The organism is Natronobacterium texcoconense (genome assembly GCF_900104065.1).
Taxonomy (GTDB): Archaea; Halobacteriota; Halobacteria; order Halobacteriales; family Natrialbaceae; genus Natronobacterium; species Natronobacterium texcoconense.
In genome coordinates, this window is the sequence record NZ_FNLC01000002.1 from 13,940 (window position 1) to 35,478 (window position 21,539).

General features: G+C 62.6%; 22 protein-coding genes and 2 tRNA genes. 9 read left to right on the top strand and 15 right to left on the bottom strand.

From position 1 onward, the window contains the following. The first annotated feature begins 81 nt into the window (after positions 1-81). On the top strand, positions 82-669 hold the full coding sequence (locus BLR35_RS07440; RefSeq protein ID WP_090379836.1) for an NADPH-dependent FMN reductase: 588 nt from the start codon (positions 82-84) through the stop codon (positions 667-669). A 61-nt stretch (positions 670-730) separates the two neighbouring features. On the opposite strand, the gene BLR35_RS07445 is transcribed toward BLR35_RS07440, so the two are convergent. Both BLR35_RS07445 and BLR35_RS07450 read right to left on the bottom strand, forming a co-directional pair. Then, positions 731-1,261: a GNAT family N-acetyltransferase gene (locus tag BLR35_RS07445; protein WP_090379839.1), complete on the bottom strand. Its 531-nt coding sequence runs from the start codon at positions 1,259-1,261 to the stop codon at positions 731-733. 77 nt (positions 1,262-1,338) lie between these two features. Next, positions 1,339-1,989: a hypothetical protein gene (locus BLR35_RS07450; protein ID WP_090379842.1), complete on the bottom strand. Its 651-nt coding sequence runs from the start codon at positions 1,987-1,989 to the stop codon at positions 1,339-1,341. Positions 1,990-2,348: 359 nt separating this feature from the next. Here BLR35_RS07450 and BLR35_RS07455 point away from each other — a divergent pair, with 359 nt between their 5' ends. From BLR35_RS07455 to BLR35_RS07465, 3 genes are all read left to right on the top strand, one after another. After that, complete coding sequence (locus tag BLR35_RS07455; RefSeq protein WP_090382842.1) at positions 2,349-2,924, top strand: hypothetical protein; 576 nt, start codon at positions 2,349-2,351, stop codon at positions 2,922-2,924. 110 nt (positions 2,925-3,034) lie between these two features. Continuing rightward, entirely contained in the window at positions 3,035-4,096 is a 1,062-nt protein-coding gene (locus BLR35_RS07460; protein WP_090379845.1) for a DNA-methyltransferase, read from the top strand. Positions 4,097-4,148: 52 nt separating this feature from the next. After that, entirely contained in the window at positions 4,149-5,816 is a 1,668-nt protein-coding gene (locus tag BLR35_RS07465; RefSeq protein WP_090379848.1) for a gamma-glutamyltransferase family protein, read from the top strand. 25 nt (positions 5,817-5,841) lie between these two features. On the opposite strand, the gene BLR35_RS07470 is transcribed toward BLR35_RS07465, so the two are convergent. Together BLR35_RS07470 and BLR35_RS07475 are read right to left on the bottom strand one after the other, a co-directional pair. Next, positions 5,842-6,693 (bottom strand): CheF family chemotaxis protein, encoded by an 852-nt coding sequence (locus BLR35_RS07470; protein ID WP_090379851.1) that lies wholly within the window; start codon positions 6,691-6,693, stop codon positions 5,842-5,844. Positions 6,694-6,934: 241 nt separating this feature from the next. Then, positions 6,935-7,189 carry a hypothetical protein gene (locus BLR35_RS07475; protein WP_090379854.1) on the bottom strand — a complete coding sequence of 85 codons (255 nt, stop codon included), beginning with the start codon at positions 7,187-7,189 and terminating at the stop codon, positions 6,935-6,937. 224 nt (positions 7,190-7,413) lie between these two features. Between BLR35_RS07475 and BLR35_RS07480 the strand changes: the two genes are divergently transcribed. Next, entirely contained in the window at positions 7,414-7,764 is a 351-nt protein-coding gene (locus tag BLR35_RS07480) for a zinc ribbon domain-containing protein (RefSeq protein WP_090379857.1), read from the top strand. Positions 7,765-8,038: 274 nt separating this feature from the next. On the opposite strand, the gene BLR35_RS20615 is transcribed toward BLR35_RS07480, so the two are convergent. After that, positions 8,039-8,189, bottom strand: a tRNA-Met gene (locus tag BLR35_RS20615). 103 nt (positions 8,190-8,292) lie between these two features. On the opposite strand from BLR35_RS20615, the gene BLR35_RS07485 reads away from it, so the two are divergent. Continuing rightward, positions 8,293-9,507 (top strand): DUF7115 domain-containing protein, encoded by a 1,215-nt coding sequence (locus BLR35_RS07485; RefSeq protein WP_090379861.1) that lies wholly within the window; start codon positions 8,293-8,295, stop codon positions 9,505-9,507. 12 nt (positions 9,508-9,519) lie between these two features. Here BLR35_RS07485 and BLR35_RS07490 read toward each other — a convergent pair whose 3' ends face one another. Further along, a complete protein-coding gene (locus BLR35_RS07490; RefSeq protein WP_170830990.1) occupies positions 9,520-9,936 on the bottom strand; it encodes a DUF5830 family protein in 417 nt (138 codons plus the stop codon). A 90-nt stretch (positions 9,937-10,026) separates the two neighbouring features. On the opposite strand from BLR35_RS07490, the gene BLR35_RS07495 reads away from it, so the two are divergent. Beyond that, the gene (locus tag BLR35_RS07495) at positions 10,027-10,755 is read left to right on the top strand and encodes a TVP38/TMEM64 family protein (protein WP_090379864.1); all 729 of its coding nucleotides are present in this window, start codon (positions 10,027-10,029) and stop codon (positions 10,753-10,755) included. A gap of 83 nt (positions 10,756-10,838) precedes the next feature. On the opposite strand, the gene BLR35_RS07500 is transcribed toward BLR35_RS07495, so the two are convergent. The 4 genes from BLR35_RS07500 to BLR35_RS07510 form a co-directional block, all read right to left on the bottom strand. Next, on the bottom strand, positions 10,839-11,411 hold the full coding sequence (locus BLR35_RS07500) for a DUF8057 family protein (RefSeq protein WP_090379867.1): 573 nt from the start codon (positions 11,409-11,411) through the stop codon (positions 10,839-10,841). Then, positions 11,411-12,121: an RAD55 family ATPase gene (locus tag BLR35_RS07505; RefSeq protein WP_090379870.1), complete on the bottom strand. Its 711-nt coding sequence runs from the start codon at positions 12,119-12,121 to the stop codon at positions 11,411-11,413. The genes BLR35_RS07500 and BLR35_RS07505 overlap by 1 nt, the downstream gene beginning before the upstream one ends. 72 nt (positions 12,122-12,193) lie before the next feature. Next, a complete protein-coding gene (locus BLR35_RS20620) occupies positions 12,194-12,331 on the bottom strand; it encodes an HVO_2523 family zinc finger protein (protein ID WP_170830991.1) in 138 nt (45 codons plus the stop codon). A gap of 79 nt (positions 12,332-12,410) precedes the next feature. Then, the gene (locus BLR35_RS07510; protein ID WP_090379873.1) at positions 12,411-15,542 is read right to left on the bottom strand and encodes an adenosylcobalamin-dependent ribonucleoside-diphosphate reductase; all 3,132 of its coding nucleotides are present in this window, start codon (positions 15,540-15,542) and stop codon (positions 12,411-12,413) included. Positions 15,543-15,950: 408 nt separating this feature from the next. Between BLR35_RS07510 and BLR35_RS07515 the strand changes: the two genes are divergently transcribed. Beyond that, the gene (locus tag BLR35_RS07515) at positions 15,951-16,133 is read left to right on the top strand and encodes a DUF8029 family protein (protein ID WP_090379876.1); all 183 of its coding nucleotides are present in this window, start codon (positions 15,951-15,953) and stop codon (positions 16,131-16,133) included. 35 nt (positions 16,134-16,168) lie between these two features. Here the strand turns inward: BLR35_RS07515 and trpG are convergent, their stop codons facing one another. The 4 genes from trpG to trpD are packed head-to-tail and all read right to left on the bottom strand — an operon-like array spanning position 16,169 to position 20,245. After that, on the bottom strand, positions 16,169-16,789 hold the full coding sequence (gene trpG / locus BLR35_RS07520) for an anthranilate synthase component II (protein ID WP_090379879.1): 621 nt from the start codon (positions 16,787-16,789) through the stop codon (positions 16,169-16,171). Further along, positions 16,786-18,579 carry a chorismate-binding protein gene (locus BLR35_RS07525; protein ID WP_090379882.1) on the bottom strand — a complete coding sequence of 598 codons (1,794 nt, stop codon included), beginning with the start codon at positions 18,577-18,579 and terminating at the stop codon, positions 16,786-16,788. Before BLR35_RS07525 ends, trpG begins: the two co-directional genes overlap by 4 nt. After that, positions 18,576-19,238 (bottom strand): phosphoribosylanthranilate isomerase, encoded by a 663-nt coding sequence (locus BLR35_RS07530; RefSeq protein ID WP_090379884.1) that lies wholly within the window; start codon positions 19,236-19,238, stop codon positions 18,576-18,578. The genes BLR35_RS07525 and BLR35_RS07530 overlap by 4 nt, the downstream gene beginning before the upstream one ends. Then, positions 19,235-20,245, bottom strand: coding sequence for an anthranilate phosphoribosyltransferase (gene trpD, locus BLR35_RS07535; protein ID WP_090379886.1), 1,011 nt, complete (start codon positions 20,243-20,245; stop codon positions 19,235-19,237). The genes BLR35_RS07530 and trpD overlap by 4 nt, the downstream gene beginning before the upstream one ends. Positions 20,246-20,411: 166 nt before the next feature. Here trpD and BLR35_RS07540 point away from each other — a divergent pair. Continuing rightward, positions 20,412-20,486 (top strand) — tRNA-Val (locus tag BLR35_RS07540). A 323-nt stretch (positions 20,487-20,809) separates the two neighbouring features. Here BLR35_RS07540 and BLR35_RS07545 read toward each other — a convergent pair. After that, complete coding sequence (locus BLR35_RS07545) at positions 20,810-21,493, bottom strand: hypothetical protein (protein ID WP_090379889.1); 684 nt, start codon at positions 21,491-21,493, stop codon at positions 20,810-20,812. Positions 21,494-21,539 lie beyond the last annotated feature (46 nt).

Sequence of the window (21,539 nt, forward strand, 5' to 3'; positions counted from 1 at the left end):
TGCCCGTGTAACGACGGAGGATCGCTCCGTCTCGACGCTCTCAGGCAAAGCCCCTTCTTTCTCGCTCCCGACGACAGGGACATGACGGACGTTCACGTCGTCGGCATCTGTGGCAGCCTTCGCGACGAGAGCAAGACTCGACTCGCCCTCGAGCGACTGCTCGAGGCCTCCAGACGAGCGGGAGCAACGACCGAACTGCTCGGCCTGCGGGAGTACGAACTGCCGACCTTCGACGCCGACCGCGACCGCGAGGGGGCAGGCGACGCCGAGTCACTCGCGAAACGCGTCCGGGAGGCGGACGCGGTCGTACTCGGAACGCCGGTGTATCACGGTTCGTACTCCTCGCCGCTGAAGACGGCGATCGATTACTGTGGGTTCGACGAGTTCAGGGGGAAGACAGTCGGCCTGCTGGCCGTCTCAGGCGGTGCGTTTCCCGTGCTGGCGCTCGATCACCTGCGGTCGGTCTGTCGGGCGCTCAACGCGTGGGTGATCCCACACGAGGCAGCGATCGCAAACTCCGGGTCGGCGTTCGAGGACGGCTCGTTCGTCGACGAGAAACTCGAGCAGCGGGTCGCGACGCTCGGCCGGCGGGCGGTCCAGTACGCGAACATCGAACCGGATCCGGACTCGTTCGAGAGCGACCAGAACGTGGGTGCGGAAGGGAAGTAGCCACTGAACGCCGATGCACCCCCGATCGAACACCGTCGTGCGATCGCAACGAGAACGGCCGTCAGATTTGCGTCTCTCGTCGATACAGTTGCGTCTCGAGCGGTTCGCTATATAATGTAATCGTCCGGTGGTCAAACCGGGTAAATTCGATCGATTCGTAGAACGCACGACCTCGTTCGTTGGCGGAGAGCACTTCCACGAATAACTCGTCTATCTCCCCCGGAATCGCTTTGCGTCCGGTTTCGAACAGCGACGTTCCGATTCCTTCTCTCCAGAATTTCGGGTCGAGATAGAGCGATCGAATCTCACAGCCATCCGGCTTGACGAACTCGTGTGTATTGTCTTCTCCCCAACAGAAGTTGATAATTCCTGCAATCTCATCGTCAGAGAGGGCAACAAAAAAGAGGAGTTCTTCGTCGCTGAGCTTTCGCTGGAACCGCTCTTCCGGGTAGAACTCGGCAGGTTTGTCGGTCAGTTCGATCAGCTGTTCCTCACTAATCAGGCCACCATAGCCCTGTCTCCATGAATTGGCAACAGCGCGTTGAATCCCCGTAATATCGTCGGCAGTAGCACGACGAATCGTTTGACCCATACCTATAGAAGAACAAATTCTTTGATAAGACTTTCACCGATACGAAACGCGCGTTTCAGCGACTATCAACGGATCGTTCAGCAGCCGTTCGCGAGGAGCCGGTAGAACCGCTGTTGATGGGCGAGGAAGGCACAGAGCCCGAAGGCGACGATACCGAGGTGGACGGCTTCGATCTGGATCACGAACGTCGTCACCTCGAGCGACAGCGGCGGTGAGACGATCGTCCAGTCTATGAATTGACTCGAGACGAGCAACGCTGCCGAACCTGCGGCCAGCAACGCGGCGGGGAGTACTGCCCAGGGTGACGGAACTCGATCGGCGTCGATCCGGAAGACGTGCCGCTCGAACGCGAACTGGGCCATGAGGAGGCCGATCAGGACGACTGTGGCGACGACAACGCCGACGATACCGCCGAGCAGATCGGCGACGAGCAGCCAGACGATCCAGCTGCCGGTAAACGCGACTGCGGCACTGAGTCGGCGCGGTTGCAGGAGATCACCCAGCGTGCTGATCGTCGCCTCGAAGAGGCCAGCACGCAAGAGCGCCCCACAGAAGAGAATGCCGAGCGCGGCGAGCGCCGTCGACGCCGTCTGTGCGTCGACGACGAGCCAAAACCAGAGCCCGACGGCAACCGTCTCGAGCGCCGCCGTCGAGATCGCTGCGGTGATCCCGACGACGCGACGTCGAGTCGTCCGACCGAGCACCCCAGGCTGGCGAATGACGCTCATACCTGCTGATAGGTGGGTACCCGTTTCGTTATGCAAGACATTACAGGATTCGAACGGACTCCGTTCGAAACTTCATAGCGGAGTAATCCGTTATTTCCCGTCGCCAGTCCGCTGACTGGCGCCTCTCGACGCGAGCGGATCGGGAGTCTTCGACACACGAGTCGATCTCTCGAGCGAGACCCTCACGAACTGCGCCACGTGATACCGTATCGCGTTACCGTTATCCGGGTCGTCGCACGCCCGACGGTCTCGCGTTCGAGGACGTCGACCGAGTAGGCGGTCGATAACGCCGCTTCCAGTCAGTAAATCAGTCGAAACGTTGAACAGGATTATATACGCCGAAGTGGTCGATGCGGATTATGCCGGAGACGGAGCAACAGGACAAGACGCTGTCCGAACTCGTTGTAAAAGAAGCGGTCGGTAAAGGACTCGATAGCCCCCTACGCGATTCGATACTCGAGGCCGTCGAGGAGACGGAAGGATCGCCCCGATCCCGTCGACTCCCACTCGTGGGTGCGGTGTTCGGTCTGGGCGCGGCGGTTGGATATCTCGCGGGCCAACAGTCTGAGGACCTGATGGATCGCTCTCTCGACGAAATCGAGGAACCCGAGGTCGTCGAGGAGGTCGTCGAACAGACGGATAAAATCACCGAGACGGGAGACGAGGACGAATCCATGGGGATGGAAGGCGAGACCGACGAGGGCGGCTCGTCGATGCTTCCACGAATTCTGCTCGGACTAGGCATCCTCGCGGGTGCCGTGATCCTCCGCCGTCGTCTCAGTGAAAGCGAGGAAGAGGAGTGGGAGCCGATCGAGGAGTTCGAGCCCGCGACAGATATCGACGAAGAGGAAGAAGAGAGCGAAGCGATGGAAGACGAGGCCGAGGACGAAGACGAAAGCGAAGCCGAGTCGGAAGCGGACGAGACCGAAGAGTAACGTCGATCACCCTCCCCGTTCCCGTTCGATTTTCTCGAGTCTTCGTTCGTTGCCCGCTTGCCTCCCGGTGACGAAGGAGCTAAGGGGGCGACGCTGTCAGTGTGAAGCCAATGGAGACGACCCATCGAGTTTTCGTCGGCGACGCGCGGGACCTCTCGGAAATCGAGGACGACACGGCGGAACTCGTCGTCACGTCGCCGCCGTACCCGATGATCGAGATGTGGGACGACCTCTTTACCGAACTCGATCCGGCCATCGGCGACGCACTCGAGTCGGGAGCGGGTCGCGAGGCGTTCGAGGCGATGCACGATCAACTCGATCGGGTCTGGGACGAACTCGAGCGCGTGCTCGTCGACGGCGGTATTGCCTGCATCAACGTCGGCGACGCGACGCGGTCGGTCGACGACAGCTTTCGAGTCTATCCGAACCACGCCCGCGTGCTCGAGGCTTTCGAGTCGCGAGGGTTCGATCCGCTCCCGGACGTCCTCTGGCGCAAACCGGCAAACAGTGCGGCGAAGTTCATGGGAAGCGGCACACTGCCGCCGAACGCTTACGTCACGCTCGAACACGAGTACGTCCTGATCTTCCGCAAGGGCGGAGAAAAACGCGACTTCGAGCCGAAGGCCGACTGCCGCTACGAGGCCGCCTACTTCTGGGAGGAGCGAAACCAGTGGTTTTCGGACGTCTGGACCGACGTCAGGGGCAAACTGCAGGCGCTCGAGGACGACGAACTCCGGGATCGGTCGGCTGCGTACCCATTCGAGATTCCGTACCGGCTGATCTGTATGTACTCGGCCTACGACGACACCGTGCTCGACCCGTTCTGGGGGACCGGCACCACGTCGCTCGCGGCGATGTGTGCCGGCCGGAATTCCGTGGGGTACGAACTCGAGTCGGAGTTCCTCGAGGTCTTCCAGGACCGGGTGACGGACGCGCCCGATCTCTCGCGGTCGGTCGGTCGGGCGCGTCTCGAGCGCCATCGCGAGTTCGTCGAGCGTCGTCGCGAGGAGGGCAAGGAGTTCGGCTACGAGGCCGACTACTACGATACGCCGGTGGTGACGAAGATGGAACAGGGACTGCGATTCCGCGAGGTCGCCGGCCTCGATCGGCTGGACGGCGACCGCGAGTCGACCGGCTATCTGGCCGAACACGTCCCGCTCACGCTCGAGTGAGAAACCGGCCGCTTCACCAGCGTTTTTGGGTGTCGTCCACGCGCACACTCCCATGGACGAATCCGTCGATCTGGACCGATTCGACTCGAGACGCTCGACAGCCTACGGAAACCGGGGTATGGTCGCCACGAGCCAGCCCCTCGCCGCGGAAGCCGGCCTCTCCGTGCTCCGTGACGGTGGGAACGCCTTCGACGCGGCCGTCGCGACCGCGGCCGCGCTCAACGTCGTCGAACCGACCTCCACGGGACTGGGCGGCGACGTCTTCGCGCTCTACCGTACCGCAGACGGCGAGGTTGGAGCGATGCGCTCCTGTGGGCCGGCCCCCGCGGAGGCGACCATCGAGAACGTCAAAGGCGCACTCGAGGAGACCGACGACCTCGAGGAGTACTACCCAGAATCCCGTGGCTACGCCGTCGACAGCGACCAGGACGCCGACGACCTCGGAATGCCGTTTCTCGGACCACACGCCGTCACGGTTCCCGGTACCGCACGCGGGTGGGAGGCAACCGTCCAGGAACTGGGTCGGAAGAGCCTGGGCGAGGTCCTCGAGCCGGCGATCCACTACGCGACGGAGGGCTACCCTGTCTCGGAGATCATCGCCTACTACTGGAGCGGTGCGGAGGACCTGTTTACCGACGAGCACGCACGCGAGGCGTATCTCTTCGACGGCGAGAGCCCCGATCCAGGCCAGACGGTCACGCTCCCACGTCTGGGCGAATCACTCGAGATGATCGCCGAAAACGGCGCCGACGTCGTCTACGAAGGCGAGATCGCCGACGCGATCGTCGAGGAGATCCAGTCCGCCGGCGGCTTCATGACCCACGACGACCTGGCGAGTTTCGAACCCGAGTTCGTCGACCCCGTCAGCACGACCTACAACGGCGCAGAGATCTACGAACTGCCACCGAACAACCAGGGCCTGCTCGCACTCGAGGCGCTGAACATCGCCGAGGAGATCGGGGCCGGAGAGCACGAGTACGACACGCCCGATCGGATTCACGCCTTCACGGAGGCGATGAAACTCGCGTTCGTCGACGGCCACCACTACGTCACCGACCCCGAGTTCGAGGAGATCCCGCCGCTGGAGTCGAAGTCCTACGCCCGCGAGCGCGCGCAGGCGATCGGCGACGAGCCGATTTCGAACCCGGAGGTCGGCGTCCCGAATGCAAACGCCGAGGACGCAGACACCGTCCTGCTGACCGTCGGCGACGAGGAGGGGAACCTCGTCTCCTACATCAACTCCCGCTTTGCCGGCTTCGGGAGCGGACTCGTGGCGGGCGAGACGGGCATCGCGCTGCAGAACCGCGGCGCCTCGTTCTCGCTCGATCCCGACCATCCGAACAGCCTCGAGCCGAACAAACGGCCGTTCCACACGCTCGTGCCGGCGGTCGCGAAACTCGACGAGGACGACTGGATGGCCTTCGGCGTCATGGGCGGCTACATGCAGCCCCAGGGCCACGTCCAGGTCGTCTCGAACCTCGTCGACTACGGGATGACTCCCCAGGCCGCACTCGACGCACCGCGGTGGCGCTACCGCGAGGACGGAACCGTAGGTGTCGAGGAACGGTTGCCGAAGAAGGCCAAACTCGCGCGGCGAGGCCACGACGTCGGCGTCCTGCCGCCCGTGATGTTCGGCGGCGCACAGCTCGTCCGTCGGCAGGGTGACACCCTCGCCGGGGCGACGGAGCCGAGAAAGGACGGCGTCGCGATCGGCTACTAGCCCATCGGTCGGGCGTGGGCCGTCACTAGCGAATACGAAGGGCGATCTCACCCAGTATCGTCGTCCGGAACCGCTCCTTTCCGCGTTCGACGAGCTCTTTCTTCTGGAGTTTCTCGACCACGTCGGCTGCCGGCGGCGCGTCCTCCGGGAGCAGGGTCGGGATGGAGTCGGGTCCGAGTCCGACCTGGACGGCGCCGAGCGCGTTCTCCTCGGCTGCCGAGAGCGCGACCTTTTCCGCCTTTCCGCGAGTGTCCCGGTAGTCGCTCTGGAGGTACTGGCCGAGAAGCTGTAGCTTCCGCGTGTCCGGAGCGGCGACGATCGTCGTCGTCGGCTGTGTCCCGGCTCGATGGGTGCACTCGACCGACGGATAGCTGGTCCGAAACGTCTCCTCGGTCTCGTAGCGCAGGTGGATCACCGACGAGAGGTCGATCGAGAGCGATCCGTTTTTCGTGGAGAACACCGCCTTCCCCCGTTTCGCGGAAATTTTGGCCCGGCGCGACGACGGCTCGAGCATCCGGCCGCTGCGTCTCGCCGGATGGTACAGCAAGACCGTCGTCCCGCGAAGCAACAGATTCGTCAACAACAGCCTGAACTTCTCGGCCATCGCGCCGTCCTTCTCGATGTGGAGGGTCTGACCGCCGCGTTTCGTCCTGTACTTTACCGTGATCGTGTTCGAGAAGAACCGCTCGAGTTTTCCCGAAATCGAGTTCATCGAGACGTGGACGATCCGATCGGTCGGTACGGTGACTTTCTCGTTGCTCGAGACGGCGATGAGCCGGTCGTTGGCGAGAAGCACACGGGAGCGGACGGGCTTGTTGCCCCCCATTCGGGGCGTCACTACCCGTGCCGTAAAGTCTGCGATGACGGAATCTCCCATGCGACCTATCCGACAATCCGTGCATCATCAATTAAGTGTTAAGTCTCGATTCGCCGTTTCGAGTCGTGAATCATATCGTCGGCATTGTCCCAGCCCGTAGCCACTACGAATTGCCGCTACTCGACTGAACGGCACGAACCGGATAATCCAACGCCTGATATGACACTCATTAGATACTGGTCGACGAGTCTCCCCACAGGACGGTGTCAGCGAACGAAGAACGAACGTACTCGAGCCAGTCTCAACGCAGTTCGCCACTCACCAAATCCAGCGCGTCGTCTATCCACCCAGGAAGCGGCCGCGTCGGTGGATCTCGATCGACACAGCGTCCATCCTCGAACTCGAGGATCCACTCGTCTTGGCCGTGTTCGATCGTGACGGTTCGGCGGGTTCCGTCGCCGTATTCGACCTCGAGGGTGGCCTCGCTCGGTACTTCCGACGGAACGTCGTGCCCGAGGTCGCTGCGGAGGTCGATTCGTCGCTCGATAGTTGCCATGACAGTCGACTGTTGGACCGACGGTCCATTAAATGATCCTACAATTTCGGTTCGTGGGAGCGAGAAATATACCGTGTCTCGAGATAGTGGCAGCGTGTCCGAACTCTCTTGTTACTGGTAGAACCAGCATGTTACAGCGGCTTTCGAACTAACACTGATTCAGCGGATCGTCGAAATAGTCAACTGGCCAAAATTTATTAACAGCTTCTATTACGATCACCACTATGGCAAGTGCTCAGATGGAGCGATCAGCCGGAGAAACCGAGAAATATTGCTCGAGTTGTGGAGAGATAATCAAAAAGAAGGCAGAACTCTGTCCCGAGTGTGGGGTTCGAAATGAGAACCCAACTTCCTCGGGAGAGTCTTCAACTATCGGGTATCAGGGCTACCTGATTATTGGGGTCCTTTCAGCGACTCTCGCTCTTCTCTTCGTCCCGCCTGTCTTCGGTGCAGTCGCCATCTTTTGTGGCTATCAGGTCTACAAGAGACACAACGAACTGGGTGGGATCGGGCTGATGATCTACGGCGGAGTCGCGCTCGTATTTGGAATGATACTCGGAATGATTACTTTTTGAGACGATTCGGAAACCAGATCTCGAACAACGCAGTAACCCCGTCGACGTCAGATGACGGTGACGAGCCCGTCATCGAACACGCTGGGCACAGACTACAGACTCGTCACTCGTCTTCGACTCGTTTCGTTTGAGGAGGGCTCCGAACCTACGAGAGAGCAAACTTTCTCGAGCCTACGCTCGCTCGTTTCACTCGCTCGCGAAGACCATCGGGTTCTCCGCCTCCCCGGGCATTTTACGGCGTCGCCACTCACTGCGTTCGTGGCTCCATCGAAAATGCCCGGGGAGGGCTCCGAACCCTCGATCTCCGCATGTCCCAGGTCCGAGGCTCGGCGGTCCTCGTGGGGACACGGAGGCTTCCAAGGCGTACCGCACCGAATCTCTGAACCCTATGAGTGCGGCGCTATGTCCAGCTAAGCCACCCGGGCTCACTCTCCCGTTGTGCGGTTTGACTCTTTAAGCTTCTCATTCGGATCTGTTATGCAACGGGGACCCACGGATTTATCACAGGGCCATGCGAAACATTTCGCCATGAGCTTCCCCGGCATCGTTCAGTCTACTCTCGGTGGTGAGGAAATCGCAGCGCGAGTCTCTCTCGGCGGCGACGACGAACTCTTCGTTACTTCTTCACGCACGCTCGTGTACCGCGCAGACGGACTTCTGAGCGACGAATCGGTCGAAGAATACAGCCACGAAGCCGATCGTTTAACCCTCTCGGAAGGCCGTCGCAAGACCAAGTTCACCCTCGAGTACTCCCTCGAGGACACCCAGAAGTTCACGATCCCCTCGAGCAAGACCGACGCCGTCCTCCACCCGGTGCTTGCTGGCGTCTTGAACGGCAACGGGATCACCGAACCTGGCGAGACGGTCGTCCAGACCTACCGGTTCAGCGAACTCACGCTGATCATTACGAGCGAACGCCTCGTCAAACACATCGGTGAGGCAGTCTGGGACGAGGACTACCAGGAGTATCACTTCTCGAACGTGACCGAACTCGCCTTCGAAGACGGAAGCGTCGCAACCCAGATCGTCCTCACCGTCGACGGTCGCCCACAGCGGATCAAAGCCCCCAACGAGCAGGCAAACGACCTCCGCGAACGGCTCAAACGAGCCCTGTTCGAATACCACGACGTCTCCTCGCTCGAGGAGTTCAACGAACTCGCCAGCGAGGACGACGAGTTCGAACCGGCCGACGACCGCAGTGCCTCGATGGACTTCGGCGACAGCGTCGATCCGCTCACGTCCGACTCGTCTGAGGCTGTCGACGCCGATCCAGATGTCCCACCCGCGAGGGAAAACACGGCTTCGGACTCGACTGCGGACCCGCTCTCCGGTGGCAGCGACGCACAGACGGTCGGTCGCACGGAACCGGCCGAGGAGACACAGGCCGTCGACCAGCAGCGGGCCGAGACACAGAGCCGACAGCAGACCGAACGCGTCGAGTCCGGAACCAGTGAGGGTGACGACGAGTTCGAGCCTGCGACCGTCGAAACCGCGAACGTCTTCGACGCGGAGGCCGAGGAAGCCGAGGCCGGGAGACAGTCCGGAACGGCAACCGAGCCCGAACCCGAAACGGAGCCCGCGTCCAGCAAGACGTCAGCCGCGACCACGACGACGGAGACGGACCCGGAGCTTCTCGAGCGCATCGAGAGCCTCGAGGAGACCGTCCAGCATCAGAGCGACGTCATCGAAAAACAGCGACAGACGATCGAACAGCTGATCGCGGAACTTCGACAGGGCCGATAGCCCACCTCCTTCTTACTCTCTGCCCGTTACTTTCCGAATACAGGACGAGCCAAAGGGTCCGAGTTCGCCCGCCTCGAGGTCGACGAAGTAGCCGGTCGAGAGCCCGGAGCCACAACGCTTGCAGGTGAACTCTCCTTCCTTGGTGATCACGTCGCTGTCGAACCGCACGTACTGGCGGCTCTTCGGGCGAATGATCCCGTCCTCGCGGTCGATGATGCCGTGGAGTTCGGCCTCGTCGAGGATCGTCCGGGTAACTGTCGGATCCGTCGTGACGGTTTCGATCCGGTCGACGACCGCTGGAAGCGGCAGCGACTCGTGTTCGAGTCGCTCAAGCAAGGCGAGACCGAGTTCGACCCGATCGTCGTCGTACTCGCGGCGCTGGCCGTCGCTGCTCGATTCCGCGTCGGTCCCGCTTCCGTCGCCAGCCATCGACCGAGACGTCGGCCCGTACCGACTACTGTCTTTTGGGCTCGCCGGGCGAGCACAAGACCTTCAACACTCGAGGCAGAATTCGGATCGATGATGTTGCCGTCGGTCCCACGTCGAGCGATCGGTGGAGCGGTCGTAGCGGTCGCGGTCGTCACCGCCGGACTCGTGCTGTCGCCGTCGGCGGCGTCCGACACGCTCGAAGCAGTTTCGAACGATCCGTATCTCTTCGGGCTCGTCGTCGCCTCTCTCTATCTCGTCCGACCGCTGCTTGCCTGGCCGACGACGCCGCTCGCGCTGGTCGTCGGTTACGGCTTCGGCGTCGCCGTCGGCGTTCCCGTCGCCCTCGCAGGCGTCGTCGTAACGGTCTTGCCGGTCTTTCTTGCAGTTGGCTGGTTCGCGACCGACGACGAACCCGCCGGTACTGGCGTGACGTGCGACGGCGACGTTCTCGAGCGGGCTGGCGACGTCGTCGCCCGGTACTACGAGACTGCCGGCTCGGTTCGAGGGGTCACGGCCTCGAGACTGGCACCGATCCCGTCGGACGTCTCGACCGCTGCTGCAGCGATTAGTGGCGTCCGACTGCGACACTTCGTGGCTGGAACGGTACTCGGCGAGTTCCCCTGGACTGTTGCGGCGGTCGTCGTCGGCGCGTCCGCCTCGAGCGTCACGACCGACGGTCTCGGCGAGGTCGGACTGGCGGTTTCCGTCGCGTGTGTCCTCGGTGCCGTCGTGTTGCTCGCACGGCCTGCCTACCGGTCGCTGCAGGGTCGCCATCGAACGCGAGACTCGCAGTCCTCGAGTCGACCACCGGACGGGTAGTTCCGTTCCAGCCGTCTGCTGCGGGGTCGAACCGACTCGAAAAGAGGGGGCGCCCCATCAGATCAGGCCTGGACCGCCACTGATCAGTTCGTCTCCCTGCCGTCGGAATCGTCGTTCCTGTTTGCCTTCGAGGCCATGTCGCGTTTCACGTTCGTATCCCACCAGTTCGAGGATTTCTTGTCGTCTTCGTTCTCGTCGGAGTCCGTCCGGTCGTTTCCGTCCGAATCCGACCGTGGTTTCGGCCGCTGTCGCTCGAGAAAGGAAGGGCGTCGTACTCGCTGCGTGCTGTCGACGTAGAACGTGTCGATGTCGAGCCCTCGAAGCGGCCGCGGGAGACCGAGCGTTTCGTCGAGGTCGACCGAGTCCGGCATGTCGTCCGGATCGACCGTCGTCTTCTCCTCGACGAGTTGCTCCCAGACCTGTTCGTCGCGGCTGACGGTCGGCCGCGTGGCACCTGCCCGCTCTCGCCCCTTCTGGTAGGCAATCTCGACGAAACTCCGGTCGTAGGTCGTCTCGGCTGCCTCCGTGAGTCGGTCCAGTTCGCCGGGATACTCCTCACCCAGTTCTTCGGCAACTCCCAGCGCAAACGCCCGTCCGATGATCTGATCGCGATCATCGAGCGTCTCCCAGTCGGTGCCGAAGTTGCGTTCGTACATCAGGATTTGATCTTTTCGTTCGGATTGACGCGGAATCCGCTCTCGGTGAACTCGGCCTCGCGGATGTCACAGTCGATCGACGTCCCTCGCATCTTGATGAGTTGCAGGCCGCGAGTCATTCCGCCCGACTCGAGGTAGTTGTGCATGAACACGACGCCGTGAGCGAGGTAGTGACCGTCGGAGTACGAAGTGGGATCGGTCATCTCCGAGATCAGCAAGACGGTGACGTCGGCCCGCTTGAGCTTCGTCAGGAAGGTTACCAGCTCGTCGGTGTTATCCGAGAAGTAGTACTCGAGCAGCATCGTCGAGTCGATAACCAGGCGGTCGACGCCTTTCGACTCGACGAACGAGACGAGTTTGTTCGAGAGGTTCTCGACGCTCGAGGGGCGGTCGGCGTTGGAGCGAGAAGAAGACAGCAACAGCCGTTTCGTCTCGGCGTCGAAGACGTCGAGGAACTTCAACTTGCCCGAGGAGAGCGCCTGCTCGAACCCGAACTCGAAGTTCGACATGTCGCTGACGAGCTCCTGTTTGGACTCGTGCATACTCAGGTAGAGCCCGGTTTCACCCTCGAAGGCACCTTTCGTGAGCGCCTGCGCACAGAAGGTCGTCTTTCCGCTACCGGGTGGGCCGCTGACGATGTAGAGCCGATCTTTCAGGAGTCCACCGTCGACTAGCTCGTCGAACCCCGGTACGCCCGTAGGTACTCGCATCGTTGAATCGAGGGTCTTTCACGGCTAAATAGGTTCTGGCAATGGAATATTATACTAGAGTGGTTTTGCAGTTTACCAGAAGGTGTCCGAACAGTCGTAGACGACCCCGTGCTGTGGACAGACGTACTTGCAGTGGCGTTTGTACAGCGGTTCGCCACACTGCGGACAGGGCCGGCCACCGGTCTCGCGGCTGTCGTCGTCGGCTGCCATAGCTTTTCGTTGGCGAGGGGGTATGCTAAGTGCTTCGAGCGTTCGTCGAGAGAAGAAATTCGGTCAGGAGTCGGCTACGTCAGCACTCGCTCCAGCCACAGGACTCGCAGGTCTTGCAGCCTTCGGAGTAGTACAGCGACAGCGAGCCACAGTCGGGACACTCGGGAGACTCACCGGCGTCGATGAGATCCTGGGTCGCGTCCTGGTCTGCGTTTGCTCCCGATTCGGAGCCGTCACCGGCTGGAGCGGTCGTCGCGCCGCCGTCGGTCTGTGGGCCGTCGTAACCCGGGGATTCGGCGGACTCTTCTAGGGTCTGCTGGGTCGGGTACGGCTTGTCGATCTCGTTCTCGAGGTAGCGTCGCAGCGCGGTCCCGATGGCGTCCGGGATCGACTGGATCTGTTCGCCCTTGTCCCAGGCGACTTTCGGACTGCGGGTTCCACAGAGTTCGTCGACCATCTCCTCGGGGTCGACGCCGGAGCGCAGCGAGGTCGAGATGACCTTCGCCAGCGCCTCGGTGAAGGAGTTGGTGAAGCCACCCGAGTGACCGATGTTCGCGAACAGTTCGAACGGCTGGCCGGTCTCGGGATCCTCGTTGATCGTCACGTAGAGTTTCCCGTAGCCAGTGTCGATCCGCTGACTGACACCCTGCAGGGCGTCCGGCCGGTCGCGTTTCTCGGTGTAGTCGACCTGGACGGGCTCGGTAGCGTCGCCGAGGACTCCGGAGACGTCTTCTTCGAGGATATCCTGGACGTCCTCACTCTCGAGGAACGCCTCGAGGCCACCGAAGATTTCGTCGATCTGCTCGACGAGGGTCTCAGCGGCTTCGGTCTCGTCGGCGAAGTCGGTGTTCTCGGCGCGGGTCGTCAGCACCTGCTTCGAGCGGGTGCCGTCACGGTAGTAGGTGACGCCCTTGCCGCCGTGTTCGTAGATGTACTCGAAGACGTCCTTGGCGTCCTCGAGCGTCGAGTCGTTGGGCGCGTTGACGGTCTTCGAGATGGCGGAGTCGACACCCTGTTGACAGGCGACCTGGACGCCGGCGTGGTCTTTCGCCGAGAGATCGCCGGTCGTGACGAACAGTTCGCCGATGGCGTCGGGCACCGTCGAGAGCCCTTCGACGCCGTTGAACTGGTTGGTCGCCATCTGCTCCTGGGCCTCTTCCTTGACGGCGTCGACGTCGATGTCGTTGTCCTCCAGCACGCGGAGGAAGTAGTCGTCGAACTCGACTAACATCTCGTCGCCCTGGACGTCGTCGGAGACGTTCTTGTAGTAGGCGACGTTGTAGATCGGCTCACAGCCACCGGTGGTGTTGCCGACCATGCTCGTCGTTCCGGTGGGAGCGATCGTCGTCGTGTTGTGGTTGCGAATCGGGAATCCGTCCTCCCAGTCGTCAGCGTCGAGACCGGTCTGGTGTTCGAACCACTCACGGTACTCGGTCGGGTTCGCGTACTTCGACTTGTCCCACTCGTCGAAGCTCCCGCGCTGCTCTGCGAGTTCGTGGGACGTCCACTTCGAGGTGTGGTTGATGTGGGTCATCAACTGACGCGCGACCTCGTTGGAGGCCTCGCTGCCGTACTCCATGCCAAGCTGGATGTACAGCTGGGCGAGTCCCATGATGCCCAGCCCGATCTTGCGCATCTTCCGGACCTTCTGTTCGATCTTCTCCACCGGGAAGTCCGACATCGTGACGACGTTCTCGAGGAATCGCGTCCCCATCTCGATGCGGTGGTCGAACTCCTCGAAGTCGACGGCGTCCTCGAGGAAGGCGTCGACGGCGGCCTCGATGTCGTCGTACTCGTCGCCGTGCTCGTCGTACCAGACGCGCCAGTCCGGTGCCTCGAGATCCGCGAGCGTCGAGAGGTTGATGTGACCGAGGTTACAGGCCTCGTACTCCTCGAGTGGCTGTTCGCCACACGGGTTCGTCGCGAGGATGCGGTGGTCGGGATGCTTCTCGACGTCGAAGGAGTGTTGTTTGTTGACTCGCTCGAGGTAGATGACGCCGGGTTCGCCGTTCTCGTGTGCGCCCTCGACGATGTCGTCCCAGAGCTCTTCTGCGGGAATCGACAGTTCCTCGCCGACCTCGACGTGTTCGCCGAGGCCGAACATCTCGTACAGTTCCTTGGTTTCCTCGGTGGCGATGTGTGGCTCTTCCGTGCGCGGGTTCGTGAACGTGAACTCCTCGCCGTTCTTGACGGCCTCCATGAAGTCGTCGGTGATGCCGACGGAGATATTGAAGTTCGAGAGGTGGCCCTCGACGGCGTTCCGGAGGTGTTTGGGGACTCGACCCTCGTCGTCGATGAGTTCGCGGGCCTCCTCTAAGGCGTCCTGGAAGGAGGTGTGCGTGTAGTCGTCGGGGTCGTTGAGACGCAGGGTCTCGGCAAGCGAGACGTCCTTGTTCTTGGCGTGGATGAACTGGATGACGTCAGGGTGAGAGACGCGCATGACGCCCATCTGTGCGCCACGTCGAGCGCCGCCCTGGGCGATCGTCTCGCACATCTGGTCGTACGTGCGCATGAACGTGATCGGACCGGAGGCGATGCCGCCGGTCGAGCCGACCGCGTCGCCGTAGGGACGGAGTCGCCAGAACGCATACCCCATGCCGCCGCCGCTCTGGAAGACCTGTGCGGCTTCCTTTGCGGTCTGGTGGATGTCGTCGATGTCGTCCTTCGGAGAGTCGACGAAACACGCCGAGAGCTGCTGGAGTTCGTCGCCTGCGTTCATCAGGGTCGGCGAGTTCGGCATGAAATCGAGGTTCTCCATCATGTCCTGGAACTCGTCGGCGACGTCCTCGACGTGTGTGCGGACCTCGTCGGGGAGTTCGGGGACGACGGTGTCGTAGGCGAACTTGTTGACGTTGTAGATAGACAGCTCCGTCTCGACGTCGTCCGTCGGCGTAGTGCCCGCTCCGAAGACTTCCTCGGCGAGTTCGTCGCGTCGCGGATGGTCGGGCTTGAGCTGGTCGGGCGTGACCGTGATCTCGAGGTCTCGCTTTTCGCCCTCGTAGACGGCTTCCGCGAGTGCGATGTTCTTGCCGACGCGCTCGAAGAGGTCCTCCTGTTCTTCGACGAGTTCGCCGTCGGCGTCCTTGCGCAGATAGCGGGCCGGGAGGATGTTGTAGTAGGCGTTGTCCGTCAATCGCTCCTCGAGCGTCTCCCCTTCGGTACGCTTGATCGGGAGCGTCAGTTCTTCCGCGGAAAGGTCGCTCTGGCTCATGCGCGACGCACCTCGCTGCTATCCCGTCCACAGGTGGCGATTCTGGCGTGGGTCCGAGTCCTGACTCTCATCATTCGTGACGAAGGTTCGGTATTCGTGCATCCATCATAAAGCTGTCCTAGCTGTCCCATTTTTATTGGATTAGTACAACGATGTTTTCAAAGATGTCTCTGTACGATTTCGTTCGACAGTCGACCACGGCCGACGAAACGGCCGCGTCTTCCTTCGTGAGTACCTACGTGCGCGGTGGCCTTAACGATTTTCAGACCAGCCTGAAAGTGGACGGAAGTGTCATTCATCGTCTCGCTTGCTTGCGATTTTCTCTTTCATTCGGCTCATCAACGTTTCCGTTCTCGAGTCAGTCACGACATCCAGAAAGATTACGTCACTGGGATACGGAGTGAGAATATGCTCGAACCACTGACGTCCTCGCCGGTCCTCCTCGTGCTGGCTGCGCTTGCGGCCTTCGCGGTTGCTGTCGTGGCGATTCGAATCGCGATCAAACTCGCCGTCCGAATCGGCATCGTCGCCGCAGTCGTCCTCGCGGCACTGTACGCGACCGGGATGCTCGAGTTGCTCCCCGGCGTCTGATCGGTCGACCGAAACTCTCCGCTTCTCGCGAACTGCTAAACACTCGAGAGGAAGTTCTCGATGACGTCGTGCCCGGCAGCCGTGAGAACGCTCTCGGGGTGGAACTGGACGGCCTCGATCGGATGCTCGCGGTGGCGAACGCCCATCACGAGCGTCTCGTCTCCGTGTTCTGCCGTCGCCGTCACCTCGAAACAGTCGGGTACCTCGGTCGCGACCAGCGAGTGATATCGGCCGGCGCGAAAGCCCTGTTCGATCCCCTCGAAGACACCAGTCTCGTCGTGGTCCACCGCCGACGACTTCCCGTGGATCGGATCGGGGGCTCGACCGACGCTCCCGCCGTAGGCGTAGACGGCCGCCTCGAGGCCGAGACAGACGCCGAGCGTCGGGACTTCGGGGCTGACCTCGCTGAGCACGTCCATCGTCACGCCCACGTCGCGGTCGTTTTTCGGATGGCCGGGACCTGGACTGACGACGATCGCGTCGGGATCGGCCGCGCGAACGTCCTCGAGCGTGGCGGTATTTTTGACGATCTCGGTTTCTGTTCCCGGTAACTGACTGACGTACTCGACGAGGTTGTAGGTAAACGAGTCGTAGTTGTCGACGAACAGGACTCGTATCGTCTCGCCGCCGGCGTCCTGTGCTGTGGTCGACGTCATCGACTCACCTCGGGTTCGGGCACTTCGCGGTCGTCGGCCGGGAGTTCGATTTCCTCGAGTGCGGCCAGCACGCCACCCATCTTCTTCTCGGTTTCCTCGTACTCGCTCTCAGGGTCGCTGTCGGCGACGAGTCCGGCGCCGGCCTGGACAGTGATCCGATCTCGGCCGTCGTCGACGTCTGCTCGCGGGTCGTTCCTCCCCGCTCGCTTTTCCGCGGCGTCTTGGAAGACATCGTCTTCCAATGGTCGGGAACTCTCCGAGTTCCCTCGACGTGGCGCCGCGCCACTTTCTACAGTTGCCGTCCGAATCACGATCGCGAAATCGGCGTCCCCAGTCCAGGAGTAGTAGCCGACACCGCCACCGTACAACCCTCGTGGCTCGGCCTCGAGAGCGTCGATGATCTCCATCGCACGAATCTTCGGCGCACCCGAGAGCGTTCCAGCAGGGAACGAGGCTCGCGTCGCGTCGAACGCGTCGGGAGACGAAGTCTCCCGGGCTGCCGAACGCGGTTCGGCAACATCTGCGTCCGCGGCCAGCCGTCCCGTCACCGTCGACTCGATGTGCTGGACGTGGCTGTACTTGAGGACGTTCATGAACTCGTCGACCCGCACTGTGCCCGCCTCGGAGACCCGGCGGACGTCGTTTCGTGCGAGATCGACGAGCATCGTGTGCTCGGCACGTTCCTTCTCGTCTGCCAGCATCTCGCCCGCGAGCCGTCGATCTTCGACGGGGCTGGTCCCGCGGTCGCAGGTCCCCGCGATCGGGTTGGACATGACCTCGCGCCCGCGTACGGAAACAAGCGTCTCGGGACTCGCGCCGACGACGGTCAGGTCGTCGTGCTCGAGCAGGTACATGTACGGCGAGGGATTGACCTCGCGCATCGCCTCGTAGAATCCGAGCGTATCGACGTCGCCGTACAGCTCTCGCTTCCGGGAGACGACGCCCTGGTAGATGTCGCCGTCGAGGACGTGTTCTTTCGCCTTCCGAACGCTGTCCTCGTAGTCGGCCTTCGAGCCTGCAACCTCGTCTTCGCGGAGGAAGCCGCCGGTTTCGGGCCCCTCGTCGCTGGCCGTCCGTAGCGTCTCCGCTACAGCCTCGGCTTCGGACCGGATCTCGTCGTAGACCGCGTCCGGATCGTCGTCGGGGCCGACGACGGGCGTACAGACGAGCGAGACGGTTCCCTCGCGGTCGTCGAACGCGAGCGTCTTCGTCGTCAGGACGAACTGGGCGTCCGGGAACCGCGAGTCGGGTCGCTCGAGGCCGACCTCTTCGAGCCAGAGGTCGTAGACGGCGTCGTAGGCCAGGAAGCCGACCAGCCCGCCGGTCAGGTGCTGGCGACCGTGATCCGGTGCGTTCTCGAACCGAACGTCGGGCATCGCCGCCCGGAGTGCGTCGACAGTATCACCATCATCACCGACGTCGGTGTCGATCGACTCGAGCGGTGCATCGTCCGAAAGCGCCTCGACGCTCGTTCCGTCCGGATCGACCGTGACGACGGCTTCGGGATCGTAGCCGACGTACGAGAAGCGCGCGTGTCGTTCCGCGTCCGCCGAACTGGGTCTGAACGCACCGTCGGGATCGCTCGAGGCGGTCTTCTCCGCGCTCTCGAGCAAGAACGCGTACGGCGATCGGTCCCGGTCGCTATCAGGGGTGCGACCGGTGAGCGCCGCGTACGCACCCAGCGGCGTCGTCTCGGCCTCGAGGGTTGCGACGGTTCGGACGACGACCGGCCGGTCGCCGCGGTCGACGTGCTCGCGGAACGCCTCTCGGTCGAGATCGAACCTCGTCATGGTGCAGGTTCCACCGTCCGAGAGGCAGTCGTCGCGCGTTCGACGAACGATTCGACCGCCGCGTCGTCTTTGACGCCGCCCTCGGCTTCGACGCCGCTCGCGACGTCGACCGCGAAGGGCTCGACAGTCTCGACGGCGTTCGCGACGTTGTCTGGGGTGAGCCCCCCTGCGAGGACGAGCGGTGACTCGAGGTCGTCCGCGACTTCCCGCGTCCGGTCCCAGTCGTGAGTCTCTCCAGTTCCGCCGCCGCCGTCCTCGTCTACCGAATCGATCACGAGCGCGTCGACGACTCCGTCGTACCGTTTGGCCTCGGCCGGATCGTCCGCGTCGACCGCGTAGAGGACGTCGGCGCCCGTCTGCGAGCGTACCGTCTCGAGTTCATCTGGCTCGAGGCCGTCGTGGATCTGGACGGCGTCGGGGTCGACGGTCTCGACGAGTTCGACTGCGTGTGCGACGTCGTCGGGCATCGTCACGAGTACGGCGGTTACGAACGGCGGGACGGCGTCGGCCAGTTCGGTCGCGCGTTCGACCGACACCTCGCGTGGCGTGTCCACTGGTACGTCACAGGTAATTCCGACGGCGTCAGCGCCAGCGGCGACGACGATTTCGAGGTTCGATTCGGTCGTCACGCCACAGATCTTGACCCGCGGTCGACTCATCGTACCTCCGCTTCCGTCGCCGCCAGCTGCTCGAGTTTCGTCGCGGCATCACCCTCCTCGATCGCTTCGCGGGCGATCGCTGCGCCTTCTTCGAGCGAGTCGGCTTCGCCGGCAACGTAGATCGCTGCGCCCGCGTTCGCCAGGATGACGTCCCGTTTCGCGCCGGTGACGTCGCCCTCGACGATTCCGCGGAGGTCGGCCGCGTTCTCCTCGGGACTGCCACCCGAAATGTCCGAGATGTCGTGGCTCTCGAGGCCCAGGTCGGCAGGCTCGAGGGTGTACTCCTCGACCGACTCGCCATCGACCTCGGCAGCGACCGTCTCTCCGTGGATCGCGATCTCGTCGGTGCCCGACCCGTGGACGACCAGCGCGCGTTCGACGTCCATGCGAGCGAGTGCGTCCGCGAGCACGGGGACGAGGTCCGGATCGTAGACGCCGACGACCTGTGCGTCCGCACCGGCGGGGTTCGTCAGCGGCCCGAGTACGTTGAAGACGGTCCGCATTCCGAGTTCCTTGCGCGGGCCGATGACGGCCTTCATCGCGGGGTGAAAGACCGGCGCGAGCATGAAGCCGATGCCGTCGCGTTCGATAGCGTTCTCGACGGCCGGCGGTTCCGCCTCGACGTCGACGCCCGCGACCTCGAGGACGTCCGCGCTGCCGGACGACGAGGAGACGGAGTAGTTGCCGTGTTTCGCGACCGGGACGCCGGCACCCGCGGCGACGACCGCGCTCGTCGTCGAGACGTTGATCGTGTCGTAGTCGTCGCCACCGGTTCCGCAGGTGTCGACCAGCGGTTCGCGATCGGGCGAGATCGTTCGGGCCGCCTCGCGCATCCCTTCGGCGAAGCCAGCTATCTCGGCTTCTGTTTCACCTTTCGCGCGCAACGCAGCCAGCAGCGCGCCGATCTGTGCCTCCGTTGCATCCTCGAAAACGGCTCTCGAGGCCGCTCGAGCGTCCGCCTGGGTGAGATCCTCGCCCTCCGTGACGCGTTCGACGTATTCCTGCATAGTGGACACCAATGTACGTAGTTGTCTTGTGATGTTCAAATGAGTACATCAACTTAAGGGTATCGGAGGTTCGGCCATGGGGGCCACTCGCGTACGGCGTCCGATTCGAAACCTTCAATTACGGTGGCCGGCAACGAATGAATGCAGACAGAGAACGAAGCCAGGCGGGTTGGTGGTCTAGTCTGGTTATGACACCTCCTTGACATGGAGGAGGCCGGCAGTTCAAATCTGCCCCAACCCATTTCTGACGGAACAACAACCGACGAGCGGAGCGTGGCGATACCGCCACGCGGCGCGAGTCATTCAGTTCCGTCAGAAATTGTTACGGGAGATTTGAACCAGACGAGTCGCAGCTCGCACAGCGAACGAAGTGAGCGAGCAAGAACGTCTCGGCGTGGTTCAAATCTGCCCCAACCGTTTCTCCCGGACTAGCGGCCGGTCAGCCGTACTCAACTCCGACTCGAGTCGCCTCGAGCCAATCACTCGATCGAGACGATTCGCCACGTAGCGACGACCACAGTTACTCGAGCGGCCAGCCCGAAAAACACCGTAACCGAATCGCGCTCAACTCGAGAACAACCGCTTGAGACGACCGATCAGCCCTGATTCCGATTCCTCACGGTCTGTCGCACTCGAGTCGTCGTCCTCGTCGGTTCCGGCGTCGATCGATCCGGCGAGTGGGCCGGCAGCGTCGCTGCCACCGGTCGTCGAATCCGACGTTCCGACCTCGAGGTCGTCCAGCGAGAGGTCGACGTCGTCGATGTCGGGCGTCGATTCGCGTCCCTCGCCGGCTTCGGCGGCGCGAACGTCGGCACCGGTGACGTCGCCGCGTTCGATCCGAGCGGCGAGTTCGTCGGGGTCGATGGTGGCGTCCTGGCTCGATTCTGGCTCTGTGTCGTCGATGCGTTCCGAATCCGGGTCCGGCGTTTCGACTTGACTCGAGGGCGCCGGTTCTGACTCGAGTTCGGGTTCGGTCTCGGAGTCGCCACTCGAATCGTCGACGTTGTCGTTTTCGTCCTCTTCTCCGGTCGGGTCGACGAAATCGTCCGGTTCGTTCGCTGTGGTATCCGGAGTCGTCGTGAGACTCGAGTCCGACGTCGAATCGTCGAGTGAGTCGAGGATGTCGTCGACGCTCTCCTCGGAGACGACTCGCTGGGGGCCGCCGCCGGTTTCGATTCCGCCGGCGACCAGTTCTCCGGATTCGGCGTCGTCGGCCCCGGAAGACTGTTTTGATCGGTCGTCGCTCATCGTCTTGAATAGACGACCGAGTGAACATAATCTTTCTCCTGAATAC